This is a genomic window from Neobacillus drentensis (genome assembly GCF_036962125.1).
Taxonomy (GTDB): Bacteria; Bacillota; Bacilli; order Bacillales; family Cytobacillaceae; genus Neobacillus; species Neobacillus drentensis_B.
Genome location: NZ_JBALOA010000032.1, coordinates 40,159 through 56,330 on the forward strand (window position 1 = coordinate 40,159; position 16,172 = coordinate 56,330).

Below are 16,172 nucleotides of genomic sequence, written 5' to 3' on the forward strand. Positions count from 1 at the left end.
TTACTCCCTTTCAAAAACAAAAGCATCAAAAGCACCACGTTTTATTGCATAAAAACGCTCATCACTAGGAAAATGTACCAGTAATTCAGATTTCTTTTCTCCAAAGGACATGATCTTCTCGATAAATTCAACAAATTTTATTGCATCTTCTTCGTCCTTTTTATTCGGCCTATAGCCTTCTTTCACTTTGGATAAAAGCGCGAACAAAGGAAAATCTATTTCTAGGTAAATTAGCTCCTCTGGACTTTTTCCCATGTATGCAAGTAATATTGTGGATTTAAAAGATTCCAATACATTCTCTGAACTTGGTTTAAGGTGTTTCATAGTTGGATTTAAATTTAATTTTTGTGCTAAACGATATTTTTCAGTGGGTTTATTAAAATAAATATAATCTTTTTTTGGACTGCCTTTCCATTTAAATATCGCTTTTCTAATTTCCTCATAAAAGCCGGCTATGCCTTTTTTATGTCCCTTATTAAAAAAGTAAAGACTTCTCAAGAATTCCAAATAACTAGACTCACTAATTTTTCCAAAAAACTGATCATTTGTTAAAAATGTGATTCTGATAAATGATTCAAAGAAAAGATTAAATGAATGTTCTTGTAAATTATTTTTAGAAATAAAAGGCTTGAGCCATTCTTTAGCACTTTCGTCCTTTATATTTTCTTCAATAATATGGTGCCAATCATTTAGAGTATTTAGCTGAATGACTAATTGATCGATATTAACCGACCTGCGGTGAATAGGATCTAATTGACTCATAGCATTTAATATGGCGGATCTTTCTTTTCTGTTAAAAAGAAGATTTGGTAAAGCTGATTCCAATACATCAAATTGCGGCATCATATGAGTGTTCTGAATTTCATCAGGAATTAAGATGTCCGCAATAAAATTTAAAAATGCCCGAGCAGAAATGACCAATTTTTTCTTAACCATGGTTTGAATGATTAATTGGACAACATGATCTTGTACAACATTATTTTGTAGAAGCTTATAATTTTGGTGCACCATGGTATTGATCTTTTCTTTCTGATCTTCCTCATATGCCAAATAGAATGGATTATCATTTGAATCAGCGAAAACCTTTTTAACTAAAGATGAATAAAAGGTCGATATTACTCCTTTGTCTGTTAACTCAAATGAGTGATAATCACCAAAACTTAGTAAATCAAAATTCTCTCCACTAAAGAATGTGGTAATATTAGGAGAAAATAGATCACTCTGTTCAACAAATTGTTTTAAGGTTTCGTATGAATATTCTTTATGCTTTGTGTTAATAAAATTGTGCAACACACCCATATTGATAGCTAAAATTACTTTTTCTTCTGAACCTTTGATATTTTGATCTGAAAAACTATTCAACACTTCTTCCAAAGTTTCCATGGCATTTTTATTTGGTGAGAAGCTTTCAGTTGCATCATTATATATATGATAGTTCTTTAATAAATCAGGTTTATTCTCTTTTAAATATGCCAGAAGATGGGATTTACCATCTCCAACACTACCGCATAATAAAATTAAATTCCCATTACTTCTGTCTTTGTTATTCTTTAGAATATTTTCTAAGTCTAATTGAATCTTCCGGTCAACGTGCATGTAATTCTTGAAAGAACTAAATTGGTTTGCATTTTCAATCGCTTCTTGAGATGAGTCCATAAGGCGTCTTAATTCTCGGATGAGATAACTCTCTCCTACTCCTAAGTCCTTATTCAATATCCCATAATTTTTCCCGCTAGCTAACGTCACTTCGGACGCTGCACTAGAATCCTTATATTCTTCTTGTTTACCAATTTTTGTGGCTACCTCTACTCTAGGTATTTCAATTTGCTCATGATCCGCTTCTTGTTCAACTACGGGAATATGTAGTTCAGTACTTTCTATTTTGTCCTGTAAGATTGATTGAAGACCGTTAGTACCTAAAAGTTCAAGTATTTGTCTATTTACAAGTTCCTTAATATCTTCCTTCTGACGAGGTTTCGGAACTTCATATATTGGAATCTTAATTTGCTCTAAAGAATATACCTCGGAGAACCAAACTCCCAATTTGTACATTTCTTTATGTAATTTAAATGCCTCAGTAATATCATTAAATTCACTATTGTGCGCAGCTTTATTACCAGTAAGTCTAATGTTATCAAGTGCTTGTTGTACTTCTCGCTTTATATAACCTTCTCTAGTCAGATAGGAGATTTTATCATACAAAGTAGATAAATAAGGTGCATCAATATCTTCTTGTTTAAAGACTTCATTCAGTATTTCCTCTGCAAAAAGTCTTGCTTTTACAATGGAACTACCAGGATCTTCAAACAATAGTTCCTCCATTTTCTTGGCACTTTGGGCTGCTCCAGGAGCAATATTCTCCAAGAATTTCAAAGTATAGAATCCTTGTATCATCATTAATTATCATCTCCGCAGGGTGAAAATCGTTTTCATACTTAATCTTATCATATTATTTCCATCTTTTTTAGTAATCTAGACCTTTTTTAGAATAATATCCCTTATACCCAAACCAAAAATCCGAATAAAGGTTCGGCATTTTAGTTGTATGTTTGTCCATATCCGTTTATAATCAAATTATAAATTACGTACGTAATATGGAGGTTTGTTATGGACGCGACGTTTAGTTACAATTTCCCTGCGATTAGAGGAGTACAAGCTGGAAAATCATATTTTGTTGCAATGTGTCCCTTACGTATTATTCCAAGAATCTTTCTTTTTGATGAAGAAGAGATTCCACCTGAACACCGAGCTCAAAGAATATTAAATAAAGCAAGAATCCCTGAAATGACGAATTATATCGTTGAAAATCAAAATGATTATGTATTTTCATCGATTACCGCTTCTGTTGATGGAGAAGTGGAGTTTCTTCCTTTTAATAATGAACCTTCGTCTAGAGATTTAGGTCAATTAAGAATTGCATTAGATGCCAGATTTTTAATTAATGATGGTCAACATCGACGCGCAGCAATTGAGGAAGCTTTAAAAATATCACCTGAACTTGGAAACGAAACAATTTCTGTGGTATTTTTCCATGATGAAGGGTTAAGGAAATCCCAACAGATTTTCTCGGATTTAAATAGGCATGCGGTGAATACTACTTCCTCAATCGGAATTCTATATGACCACCGCGACCGTTTATCCATGATTACAAAAGATATTATTACTTCCACACCTTTACTAAGTAGATATACAGATAAAGAAAGAGTTTCTCTATCAAAAAACTCACCTAAAATTTTAGCCTTAAATCATATTTTTAATACTAATTTAAGATTACTTGGAAAATCAAAAGGTGACGAAATTACTCATGAGGAGGAAGAATTTTTAAGACAGTTTTGGTCCGTTTTATGTGATTCTATTGTAGAATGGAACTTGGTCTTTAAAAAGGAATTGAATCCACGTGAACTAAGAGCAAATTATATTGTTGGGCACGGTGTATTTTTAGAGGCTGTTGGGATCGTAGGAAACTACCTCAGAAATTATCATGATCATGATTGGAATCCATACATTAAAAGTCTTTCAAAAATAGATTGGCACAGAAATAATACAAATGATTGGCTTGGTCGTGCATTCAACCAAAATGGAAGGATTCAAAAGACTTCCTATACTATTCAATTAACTGCAATAAAAATCAAGCAATTTATTAATCTTCCATTAACAGAAAGTGAACAGACTTTAGAAAATAAATTTTTTCAAGGAGTAGTATAAATATGACTTTCGGCATTATTAGTAACGCAATATCAGGTCAAATGCCTTTTGTAGATGAAGCAAAGGAGAACATTAAGAAGGCATACAAAGAAGATGATCGCCCATGGGTTGTCGGTTATAGTGGTGGAAAAGATTCTACCGTTGTTGTCCAGTTAGTATTTGAAGCATTAGATGAGATGCCGAAAGAGGAATTACATAAGAAAGTATATGTGATTTCTTCCGACACACTAGTAGAAACTCCATTAATTATAAATTCCATCAATCAAACTCTCAGAAGAATACAAGATGAAGCATTAAAAAGGAATTTACCAATCGAAACCCATAAAGTAAAACCTGCCATACAACAATCATTCTGGGTAAACATTATTGGGAAAGGTTATCCAACCCCTAATCAACAATTTAGATGGTGTACCGATCGATTAAAAATTGAGCCAGCAAATCAATTCATAATGGATAAGGTCTCTTCCTTTGGGGAAGTCATTATGGTTCTGGGAGTTCGTGAGGATGAAAGTCAAACACGTGGAAATGTAATTCGTTCCCACACTGTTGATGGAAAAACCTTCATGAAGCACTCCACTCTATCGAATGCATATGTATATGCTCCAATTAGAAGCTTTTCACTTGATGATGTATGGGACTACCTCCTTAACCACCCTTCTCCATGGGGCGATGATAACAAAGAACTTCATAGACTGTATCAAGATTCTAATAGCGGTGAATGCCCTCTAGTTATAGATAAGAATATTAAAGAAAGTGCTGGCTCATGTGGTAACAGCCGATTTGGATGTTGGGTTTGTACAGTTGTAAATGAAGATAAGGCTCTCACCGGTTTTATTCAAAGCGGTCACGATTGGATGAAACCGTTACTAGATTTTAGAAACTGGCTTTATACCATCCGAGACGACAGAACGAAAAGGATGAAATACAGAAAGCATGGTCAAATCTACTACAAAGATGTACGGGTTGAGGAAATTGACGATGTTAAATATGTATTGATTCCCAAAAAGTCTGGCCGTGCCAAACAGTTAATTAAATTTGATGAGTATACGGTTCTAAGAAAAGAAGAACTAAAGGATTACGTTGAAAAAAATAATATAGACTTAAGTTCTCCTGAGGATTACAAAATCTTGGTGAACTATGAAGAAGAAACATTAGATGGACAGATTGTTTCAAAATTTGCTCAGTTAGGACTTGGACCATTTACAATGGAAGCACGTGCTGAGATTTTAGCGGAGCTTTTAAAAGTTCAAAAAGACCTAGTCCACCCAGAAGATCCTCATTATGAATTGATAAGTGTAGATGAATTGAAAGCTATTCGTAAAATTTGGTTTAAAACGGGAGACTGGGAAGATCAGGTTCCTGCTATTTATCAAGAAATTATGGGCCATTCAATCGATTGGGAAATTGATGACCGCCCACTTTTCGATAAAGAACAAATTTCAGACCTCGAATTACTTGCTGATCAGTTTAAAGTGGATATAAAAGTAATAAAAAAATTAATATCCATCGAAAAAGATTTTTCCGGCTATAAGGTCCGAAGAGGATTAATGGACGAGATTGGTAAAGCATTAAAACAAGACTATTTACATTTATAATAGTAGAAAATGAGGTTTTATTAATGATTATAAATGAAATCCAATTAACGAATATTGGTGCATATAGAGGGAGTAATACTTTTGATTTTCGTCCAGTTGAGAACCGAAATGTAATATTAATCGGTGGAGAAAATGGTGCAGGGAAAACTACATTACTGAACGCGATAAAACTTGGATTATTTGGTTCTTATGGTTATGGCTTTAAGACTGAGAGTGCTGAATATTATAAAAGGGTCCAAAGTATGCTTAACCATAATGCTAAACGGATTGGGGAAAACCATTTTAGAATTAAATTAGAGTTCTCTTTAGTAGATGATTTTGAAAAAACTGATTATGTATTGTATCGATACTGGACATATACTAACAAAAGTTTAAAAGAGTCCTTTGAATTATTAGCAAATGGAAAGCATCTTTCAGATTATGATAAAGATCTTTTTCAGTCGAAATTAAAAGAAGTTATGCCCCCTCAATTGCTTGATCTGTGCCTTTTTGATGGTGAAGAGATATCAAGAATTGTTAACAAAGATCTTCTCTCAGATTATTTAAAGAATCTATCCAGAGTAGTTTTTAATCTCGATCTATTTGAAAAACTTGAAGATGACCTTGAAAACTATTCAAGTCAATCTCTAGATTTTGAAAAGATGGAGACTCTTGAAAAAGAGCTCTACCAGTTAAATCTACGTGAAAAAGACCTTAGAACAAAAATTGTGGCCGGAATTGCAAGGGAAAATGAATTAATATTACAAAGGGAAACACTGCAAGACGATTACCAAAGGCTTAAGTATGATTTTGAAAATTATGGTGGTCTTGTGAAAGCTGAAAGAGACGAAATCATTAAGCAGATGAACAATATTGAATCTGAAAGAAAACACAATATGGAAAAGATTCGAGATTTTGTTTCCAATCTTCTGCCCTTCTATTTATCAAAGGATCTTCTCTCTCAAACTAGAGAACAAATACAAAACGAGGAATCACTGCAACTTTTTAAACAACTCAATACGAAGCTTACAAATGATAAGATGAATCATATTCTTCGATCTATTTCTGATTCATACGAAGCAAATGCTGGGCAAGTTTTAAAAGAACAAGTACTAAATTTAATGAAACCTGAAAAAGAAATTCATCAAATACATGGCTCCTCCTTTTCTGAGAGCAGTTTAATCGAAAATGTTTTTCTTATGGTTGCTGGGGATTCTAAGGATCTTTGTTTAAGCATTATAGAAGAAAACAGGACAAAACTTGTCTTACATCAGGAATTACGTGGAAAACTTTCAATCAATGATTCTACTAATGAATTTAGCAGCATGCTTCAGCAGATGGAGCAAATTCAACAATCTCTACTAATACTAGATCAAGAAATAAACGAACATACCAAACAACTAGAGGAGTGGAAAATGGATGTAGATGTCGTTATTGCTGCAATTAATAAAATTCAGCATTCACTGAGAGATAATGATAAAACAAAAAGCTCATTTCTTGAGTCACAGAAAATTATTACGTTAAGTCGTCGATTCCGAGAAATTCAAATGAAGAAAAAGTTGCAACAAGTTCAAATTGAAGCAACTTCCATGCTTAAGAAAATATTTAGGAAACATAATTATGTTTCGGCTATTTTCATTGATCACGAAACGTACGATGTGAAATTGTTTGATTCACATAAAGAACTGATTGAAAAATCCACACTTTCTGCCGGAGAAAAGGAAATCTTATTAATCTCTATTATTTGGGCGATTTTTAAATGCTCCGGAAGAAAAGTACCTTTTATATTTGATACTTTACTTGGCAGACTGGATAAAACCCACAAAGCTGCAGTGCTATCCGAATTTATCCCAAACTGTGGCCGACAAGCGATCATTTTATCAACAGATTCCGAAATTGATCAGCACAATTACATGATTCTGGAAAATAATGTAGCTAAGGAATATATGTTAGATTTTAATGTTGAAAAACAAGAGACACATATAATCAACCGCTATTTTCCTTTTAAACAAATGGAGTTGGGAATATGAATTTTCGATTAAAAACTTCCAAAGAAACTGGTGAGAAATTAATTAGCCTTCAGGCTGCGACAGGCTTAACCTGGAACATTTTATCTAGAATAGCCGTATCGCTCTCATTAAAAGAACCTTCCACCCCTGAAATAGTAGTAAATAAAGCTGGGGTGGATATTCACCGGAATGCGATGACTGGTGAAAATGACTATATATACAAAGCGCTGATCCGACAACATGCAAATCGAAATATTTCTGATGAAGAATATTTTCCTGATTTGTTTAATGCCCATTTGGAAAGAGGAATCGTTTTACTTGATAATGAATACAAACATGCTGGTAATTATGAAAAATTACTCTTAAACCTATTAAAAATGGAAAACTAGGTGAAAATATATGCTTTATTTAGATAATAGTGCTACAACGCAAGTCCATCCTGAGGTAAAAGATGTTATGCTCCCCTATCTAATGGAGCAATTCGGTAATCCATCTAGTAAATATTACTCTTATGCTGAGAATGCTAAAAATGCTGTAAAGGATGCAAGAAAGTCTCTTGCTTCTTTACTAGGCTGTACAGACTCAGAGATTATTTTTACTAGTGGTTCTACTGAAAGTAATAATATGATTATCAAAGGTGTTGCAGATTACTACTTTTCACATGGTAATCACATCATTACCTCGAAAGTTGAGCATCCCTCCGTCTTAGAAACCTGCAAATACTTGGAAACTAAAGGCTTTGAAATTAGTTATTTGGACGTGGACCAATTTGGGAGAATTGATACTGAAGCTTTAATAAATGAAATTAGAGAGACAACTATACTCGTCTCTTTAATTTGGGGAAATAATGAACTTGGTTCTTTTAACAATATGGAAGCAATTTCTGCTATATGTTTAAAGAAAAATGTATTTTTGCATACGGATGCTACTCAGGTGATTAGTAAGGTTGAAATTGATTTATCTAATTATCCTGGTCTAACGTTTTTATCATTCTCTGGCCATAAGTTTCATGGTCCTAAAGGAATTGGTGGTGCCTTTATACGAAAAGATCGATATGATCTTTTAACCAAGATCACTCCCCTATTACACGGAGGTGGTCAAGAACAAGGTATAAGAAGTGGCACCCTCCCAGTTCATAATATTGTGGGTATAGGGAAAGCAGCTGAAATAGCGGATAATCATATTTCTAATAATATAAATAAATTAATAGAATTAGAAAACTATTTAACAGATTTATTAAAGGAAAAATTTAAAGGACATATTATATTTAACAACGACAATCAAAAGAAGATACCTGGAATTATTAGTGTACAATTTAAAGGTGTAAATAATGAGATGCTAGTGAAAAAACTTTCTCCTATTATTGCCGCTTCAACTGGTTCAGCATGTAGCTCTAGTAAACCTTCCCATGTTCTGGCTGCCATTGGATTATCCATTGATCAAGTTCGATCTACTATTCGATTCTCAATGTCTAGCTTTTTAAGAAAAGAAGATTTGGATGTTTTTAAACAATTATAGGAGGATTAACACCCCTCCTATTTTTTGCTATAAAATATATGATCTAGGAGTGTTAATAATGGATATTTTAGATATGCTAAATGACTATCTAAAAACCAATAAAACAGATGAACAACTTGCTAGTGAATTTGTTACTCAATTAAATAAAGGCCAGACAATTGATAGGGTAGCAAAATTATACGGCTATTCTTCTGTTAAGGTGAGAGAAATTCTAAAAAATACTGGATACACTTATTATAGTTTCTCTCAAAAATGGAAACGAAGTAATGCTCATCAACCAACTGAACCCCTCCAAAAAGAAACTAAGATAGCTGAAAAACTTGCGGCTGAATTCGTTGCATTGTTAAATTCAAATAAAGGACAATCCATTGAAAAGGTTGCTGATATTGTCAAATATCCACCAGAAATGATTACTGAGATACTAAATAATACCGGGTATAAATATTATGGCTTCTCTCGTAAATGGAAAAGAACGAATCCTCCTAAAAACACAAAAGAAATAATAGCTAGTAAAGTGATAAGTAATTCTAACAATACTAGTAAAGAAACCGGAGTAGTCAAAACATATTATCAAAACGAAATTGTTTTAGAACATATACCTGAAATTATCAATAAGTTAAATAATGGTATTTCTATCCTAGAGGTAGCCGTATGGTATAAAGTAACAGAAGGAAAGTTGAGACAATTTCTAAAAAGTCATAAATATCGTTATGATCGTATTTTCAAAGTTTGGACAAATCTTCCAAGAAAAGAATTTCTAAAACAACTGGCCAATGACCTATATAATGGAAGGATATCACTAAATGATATTAATAAAAATGGAGTAAACATCAATGTGGTAGAAATGGAACTAATAAATAGTGGCTTTGCGTATAAAAATCATCCTACAAATATCGGTCACAATTTACCAAAATCGAATCATATCAATTCCAATCCAAATGTTAAAAAGCATTGCTCAGAAACTAATCAAATACACCCTTTAATTACGGAGGAACTGTTACTAAAGGAAGAAATGGATGAAAGTTTAGATTTCCTACTTGAAGAAGGTAAAAATGTACATTCATCATCAATAATCGAGCAAACAAATAACTCTGATTCTGTTTCTGAACTTTTAACTAAAGAAGAAATAGCCAATCTAAAAGAGATGATTAATCTCTGGAAGAGTGAGAATAACGAAATATCATCAGAAACAAATTCCAAAGTAGAAATTACTATATATGTTAATCAAGATTTATTATATGAATTAACTATGACATCTGAACGAGAAGGGTTGAGCCGTTCACTTATAATTGAGAAGGCTCTAAAATCGTATCTTAAAAACTAAAATGAGGTGCTAATCTCCCTTACCTTTAAAAATGTTAATAGCTTCGCAAATAATTAAAATTCTTAAGGTATATTGGTATAAAAAGGAGTGTGTTAGAACTTGGATATTTTAGGAATGGTAAATGATTATATAAAAAACAATAAATCTGATGATCAATTAGCTCATGAATTTAAAAGCTTATTTAATAAAGGCAATTCTATAGAAAAAATCGCTAAACAATATGACTACTCCCCAGAAAAAGTCAGGACAATAATTGATCAATCTGAATTGTCAAAATCAAACTCTGAATTAAAAAGTGGAATTGAACCAAAAATTAGTACTTCTAGTAGTAAAAAGGAAGAATCCATTATTGATAAAAAAAAAGAGCTAAAAATTAGTATCGATATAGTGGTAGATGTCCTAAACGATGGTGTGGATTTAGATGAAGTAGCGAAACAATATAATATTACTGGAACACAATTAAAACAACAAATTTTATTAGATGGATATCGGTACAATAGCTTCATGAACTATTGGACAAAGATGAATCAAGAAGAATTAGTTGACTACCTTGTCCGGGAAGTTAATCAGGGATATACTCTTTATGATTTATCTGCAAAATATGTCAAAACTAACAAAGATAGATTATCTTTTGTTTATAAAGTGGAAAGTTATTTAAAAAAGTACAAATATCAATATAACCTAACTAAAAAGAAATGGACTCGTGGGGATCAGCCTACACCAACTGGAGGACATTCCAAACTCGACTCTAAACCAGTTCCTACAACAAATCTTAAGAAGATTGTAATGGAATTAAATAAAGGAATTCCGATGAAAGATGTTGTTGAAAGTTTAAAGATTACCACAAATAGCTTGCGTCAAGATCTAAAGAAGAATGGTTACCGCTTTGATCGTGTTTTTGATGTTTGGACACAAGAAAAAAGAAGCGAATTAGTAAAAAAATTAGATGATGATTTGAGTAAAGGTATTGTTACAATAGAAGATCTTAAGAACAGAGGTCTGAATACCAAAATACTAGAGGTCGAACTTAAGTTTGCAGGTTTTGATGATAATTTAATTAGGCATGTTCAAAAAAATAAAACCCCAAAAAGTTTTGTAGAAAATACAAAAGTTGAAAAAAAAGCGCTAGTAAATAAGTTAACCAGTAAAGTTGATACAGCAAAAATCCAATTACATTCAGAACTATCAACTCAATCTAAATACAAACCATCCACAAATACTGAATTATTTAGTAAAGAAGAGGTCGCAGACCTTAAAGAGATGATTAATATTTGGCAACAAAAGAAAAAGGAATCTCGACTAGTTAAAGACGCAAAAGAAATTAATATTTATATAGAGGAAGATTTGTTAATGCAACTAACGAATGCTTCAGAATTATCAGGGATCAGTCGTTCTCTTGTTATCGCTAACGCACTTAAAGAATATCTAAAAAAATAAAGGCGGGAACTCCCGCCTTTAAAATGTTAATAAATCAGCTATTTCACGTAGATTTCTTTCTTTCGCACTCGTTTCTGCTTCCATAGACATAATAAACTCAATATAAACATTCAGCGCCTTCTTAGGATCTTCCATTGCCTTTTTATATAACATCTCAACTCCCCCAGCTGCATATTCTTCAAAAATTTGTATTTTTGTTTCAAAAGTGTCTTCATCTGTATTAACAAGTTTAGGATCAGTACTTTCACTTATAGCTACAGCATTAATGACCGTCTCATCTGTATCAAGATTAAAGATATTCCAACTAATTCCTTCCAATGAAGTTGTGAACTCTCTTCTCTTTTTTTCCATAAATCCTAACACACCTGCCGCCATGAACACATCTTTATAGGTTGAAAATATACCAAATTCACTTTGGTCTGTTAATTTGGTATAATATTCTTCTTGGTCTTTGGGCCTCCGAATTCTTCTATACAATCTATATCACCTCTATTGCTTCAGTATATTCATACGGTTGATCTTTATTAATTCTAGGATCATTGTATTTTAAATGATATTCTTTGCCAATCAATTCTTTCATTTGACCCTCTACTTCTCCCCGCCATTGGGAAGTTGAAACAATAACGATAACTTGATCAGATAACTTATGAATGCCCTTGGCAATTCTTTCACGATGATCGGAATCTAATGCACCAAATGGTGAATCCATTACTAACGGATAGATTCCGCCTTCTTCAAAAGCACTCTTAATTTCCTTTTTATACTGTTCTCTTGCAAGATCGACTATTGCACCAATAAACGATAAACTAGTAATTTGTCTCTCACCTTGAGACATTCCCACTTTATTATTGTTTTGGTTAACAACATTCAGCTCATATTTTTCAGACAAGGTGATTTCGTAACCTTTTCTTAAAAACTGTCTGTATACATTGGTAATTCTTTCTTGCAATTCTAACCTGACTAAACTCTCACGGATATTATAAATTTCCTCCATTGCTTGAATTAATGTTTGACAAGCATCAATCCTTTTTTGAGCCATTTGAGCCTTGCTAGCAATGGAACTAACTTTTTTCTGTTCTTTTTCTTTGTCACTTAGTTGTGAGGTTAGTTGCTTAATTTCTTGGTCAATTCCACCTATTTCTCTTTCAATTTGACTCTGAGTACCCTCTAATTTTTCTAATTTTGAGACTAAACTAGATATTTCTTCAGAATCCTTTTCATTAAGCTTCGATTTAATTTCGTTGATCTCTTCTTTCAGTCTTCTTTCAACCGTTTGAGATTTTATTTCTTTTTGCTTCAAATCCTTTAACTGCTCATAAAATTTTTGTCGAGCATCCTTGACAATCTTAATACCAGTCTTAAAGTTTATGATGGCACTATCTAAGCTTTGTGGTGGGAGAAATTCCTTGATTTTTAATAAATGCTCATAGTGAGATGAATTTTCTTTAATCTCAACCCCACATATACACACGCCTCTTTGGATTAAGTCATCAATAAATGAAGAAGAACGAATGCCGGGAATGCCAAATCCCTCGCTTTCTTTTTCATTAATAATTTTTTCAGATTGATTAACGGCTGTATAACTGAAGGCTAAATAACCGTATTTACTAACGGTTTCCATAATTTCTTTTTGTAACTTTTTCAAATCTGATTGTATCTCAGCGAGCTCATCATCCTTCTGTTCTTTTTCTTGTTGCAACTGTTGTGACCCTTCTATAAATTTTAGCTTACTTTCTGTTTCTTTCATTTGCTTTTTTGTAGCGTCTAAGTTTTTTACCAATAGTTCTCTTCTACTTTTTAACTCTCCTACTTGTCTCTCTAATTTTTCGATTTCTTCGATTAAGTTGATCGTCTTTGGATCACCGTAATTCTTTAATTCACTTCTAAACCTTGTGCTTGCATCTCCAGTATGTTTTACTGCACGTTCTAATATTTCTAATCCCATAATACTTTTAATTGCATTTTTTATTTCACCAGAACTATTATCTTTGGACAAGTTATCAATTCTTTCACCATCAAAAAAGAAATATGTCCTTAAATTTTCTGGAAGGATTCTGTTGATCTCATCGGTTGGATTAGAAATTGTCTCTATATTTCCATTCCTTTTAAAGGTTAACAACACCTCTGGTTCTCCATAGTAAACAGTATCATTTCCACCTTTTCGAGCAATAACTCTTCTCCTTAATGTATACATTTTCTCATGATCACTAAATTTAATGGTTACTGAACACTCTACCTCTACATTTGGTCTTGCTACCCTTACCGCATGTTCATTGATAATTTCCTTTGCATTTGGCAAGTCTAGTTTCCCATAAAAACACCAACTAAATGCATTTAGTAAGGCTGTCTTTCCAGAGCCGTTTTCACCATGAATCACGGTTACATTTCGATTAGATGATCGAGAAAAATCAATCGTTTGCTCTAAATAATACTGCCGAAAGTTTTTGAGTTTTATTTCGTGAAGTAACATAATTTATTTCACCCGTTCTTTCACAATATCCACAATTGTTCCTGTAATGTTTGTTCCCTGCAAGTTTTTCCGATGTAGTATTTCTTTTTCTGCTTCCAATATCTCTTTTAAAATAAATGCATATTCTTCTGGAAGCTTAGCAAGAATACTTTGCACTCTTTCTTTTTCCATACCCATTAAGTATCTACTCCTTTATATATCAAGTAATTGGTATGCTTGTTTTAATTGATTTAACTTTTCGTGTGCTAGAGGTCCATTTATTGCTAAATCAGCAAATTCAATAAACCTTACCAGCTCTCTCTTAATTAAGTTCCTCTCCGTGTTAAACAATGCAGTCTCTACATTATCTATTTCATCAAGAGGTCTTGGAACAACAATAAAATCATGTATGTAAGAATATTTTTTGTTCTTATGTTTTCTAAGTACCCGACCACGCCTTTGAATGAACTCTCTTGGGTTTGTGCTGCTTGCTAGGATATATGCTGTTTGAGTTGCAGGTACGTCAACTCCTTCATCTAGACATTTTATCGCGACTAACACCTGCAAATCACCATCTTCAAACATCTTTAAAAGCTCTTGTCTTTTTTCCTTATCCTCCCTTGATGTAAAAGTATGTACATTCATATCTAAATCATATCCTAACATTTTTACCACGGAATCAATTTGTTTCTCACCATCAATTTTACTATCACCACAATATACTATGTTGTACTTTGAATCTGTTCGATCCATCATCAATTCCTTAAGAACGACAATTTTATTCCGTGCCCTCCCAATAATTCTGGCTCTCTCAATCAAAAGAGATTGTAAGGACTCGTTTTCATCTATTGATTCTTTTAGGAATGACATTCTTGCTATTTTTTTGGTGACTTCATAATAGTATTCGCTTTCATCTTCATCCAGATAAACAATATGGGGAAAATAATAGTACTCGGTTAAGAATTCACCTATAGCTTTCTCTAACCCATACTGAAAAACAATAGAATTCCCAAAGTACTCGATTAGTTCATCTGTACCTTCCTCATCATGCCACCGATTCGGTGTTGCTGAAAGTGCTAAGCGATACGGAATCGATGGGATTAAACATTCTCTATTCCGTTTGGCTCCTAAGTGATGTGCTTCATCTGCAATATACACCACATCATTACTAAGATACTTTAAAATGTTTTGCATACTATCTGAGGTAAAAGTTGAGATTGTAGTAATCAAACAAAAATGATTCGTAAGACCTGATTGAAAAGCGCTCACCTCATTATAAAGTGATTCTTCCCATAGTTTTCGTGACTGGTATGCTACGATTGGCGACATATTAAAAAGTCTTATATCCTTTACCCATTGGTCCACCAAATGGATGTATGGGCAAACGATGATAACTCCAAGACGTTTCGTTACTTCATAAAGTTTTGACGCAGCACTAAGTGCTGTAATTGTCTTTCCCGTACCAGTAGCCATTTCCAATAATCCCTGACAGTTATTACGAAACCAATTTCGGATCGCTTCTTGTTGATATTCCCTTAATTGAATTATAGGTGGTATTTTAGGAAATAGTAAGTTTGTACCCATCTAATTGCCTCCTAGTAGTATTTCAGGTTCCATCATTTTAGGGAAAGTCATTCCATAACTCTAATTATATAAAAAGTTATAATATTTAAGTTGAGAATCTTAAAAAAAATTATATATTTTGCCTCGCTATATAAATTACTGGTTAAAAATAATGGGAGAAGAAATTGGTAACCTGATTCATTTAGGTTAACTTTATCTTCACCTGGTTGAGCACGCAAAGCAAAAATACTGTCATTATACTAATCTAAAAAGTTTTGGTTTGGTCTTATTTCCTTAAAAGGAGATGAATCATTCCCCTTTAAATCTTCAATGATCCTAATACTTTGTCTATCGGTATCATCGAACTTTGGTGATACCATAATTTGTAATCTCTTGGGTCACACATTCATTACCCTGCTGTCAGTAGTTGTAACAACCACTTTCTCCTAAACTGGTGGTGCTACTGGTTTTTCCTCATCAAGTTTATCTCCAATAGTGGTATATCTTTTTAAACAACAGTTTCTTCTTTAACCGGTACTTTATTAACTGTAGAATCTTCTTATCGACCGAATGCTAAAAACATAATTGATAAC

At 32.9% G+C, this 16,172-nt stretch carries 12 protein-coding genes; 7 read left to right on the forward strand and 5 right to left on the reverse strand.

Annotated elements, in window-relative coordinates; translation table 11 throughout:
* On the reverse strand, positions 1–2,397 hold the full coding sequence (dptF, locus tag V7121_RS22140; protein ID WP_335547851.1) for a DNA phosphorothioation-dependent restriction protein DptF: 2,397 nt from the start codon (positions 2,395–2,397) through the stop codon (positions 1–3).
* 210 nt (positions 2,398–2,607) lie between these two features.
* Between dptF and dndB the strand changes: the two genes are divergently transcribed.
* The 7 genes from dndB (at position 2,608) to V7121_RS22175 (ending at position 11,567) form a co-directional block, all read left to right on the forward strand.
* Entirely contained in the window at positions 2,608–3,705 is a 1,098-nt protein-coding gene (gene dndB, locus V7121_RS22145) for a DNA sulfur modification protein DndB (RefSeq protein ID WP_335547853.1), read from the forward strand.
* A 2-nt stretch (positions 3,706–3,707) separates the two neighbouring features.
* Positions 3,708–5,300, forward strand: a complete 1,593-nt coding sequence (gene dndC, locus V7121_RS22150; RefSeq protein ID WP_335547855.1) for a DNA phosphorothioation system sulfurtransferase DndC — start codon at positions 3,708–3,710, stop codon at positions 5,298–5,300.
* A 23-nt stretch (positions 5,301–5,323) separates the two neighbouring features.
* Complete coding sequence (gene dndD, locus V7121_RS22155) at positions 5,324–7,309, forward strand: DNA sulfur modification protein DndD (RefSeq protein WP_335547857.1); 1,986 nt, start codon at positions 5,324–5,326, stop codon at positions 7,307–7,309.
* Positions 7,306–7,677, forward strand: coding sequence for a DNA sulfur modification protein DndE (dndE, locus tag V7121_RS22160; RefSeq protein ID WP_335547859.1), 372 nt, complete (start codon positions 7,306–7,308; stop codon positions 7,675–7,677). The genes dndD and dndE overlap by 4 nt, the downstream gene beginning before the upstream one ends.
* A 10-nt stretch (positions 7,678–7,687) precedes the next feature.
* Positions 7,688–8,806, forward strand: coding sequence for a cysteine desulfurase family protein (locus tag V7121_RS22165; protein ID WP_335547861.1), 1,119 nt, complete (start codon positions 7,688–7,690; stop codon positions 8,804–8,806).
* A gap of 58 nt (positions 8,807–8,864) precedes the next feature.
* Positions 8,865–10,130, forward strand: a complete 1,266-nt coding sequence (locus tag V7121_RS22170) for a CopG family transcriptional regulator (protein WP_335547863.1) — start codon at positions 8,865–8,867, stop codon at positions 10,128–10,130.
* Positions 10,131–10,229: 99 nt separating this feature from the next.
* Complete coding sequence (locus V7121_RS22175) at positions 10,230–11,567, forward strand: hypothetical protein (RefSeq protein ID WP_335547864.1); 1,338 nt, start codon at positions 10,230–10,232, stop codon at positions 11,565–11,567.
* An 18-nt stretch (positions 11,568–11,585) separates the two neighbouring features.
* On the opposite strand, the gene V7121_RS22180 is transcribed toward V7121_RS22175, so the two are convergent.
* The 4 genes from V7121_RS22180 to V7121_RS22195 are packed head-to-tail and all read right to left on the reverse strand — an operon-like array spanning position 11,586 to position 15,600.
* A complete protein-coding gene (locus V7121_RS22180; RefSeq protein WP_335547866.1) occupies positions 11,586–12,044 on the reverse strand; it encodes a DNA phosphorothioation-associated protein 4 in 459 nt (152 codons plus the stop codon).
* A 1-nt stretch (position 12,045) separates the two neighbouring features.
* A complete protein-coding gene (locus V7121_RS22185) occupies positions 12,046–14,037 on the reverse strand; it encodes an AAA family ATPase (RefSeq protein WP_335547868.1) in 1,992 nt (663 codons plus the stop codon).
* A gap of 3 nt (positions 14,038–14,040) precedes the next feature.
* Entirely contained in the window at positions 14,041–14,214 is a 174-nt protein-coding gene (locus tag V7121_RS22190) for a hypothetical protein (RefSeq protein WP_335547870.1), read from the reverse strand.
* Between the two features lie 15 nt (positions 14,215–14,229).
* Positions 14,230–15,600, reverse strand: coding sequence for a DEAD/DEAH box helicase family protein (locus V7121_RS22195; protein WP_335547871.1), 1,371 nt, complete (start codon positions 15,598–15,600; stop codon positions 14,230–14,232).
* Positions 15,601–16,172 lie beyond the last annotated feature (572 nt).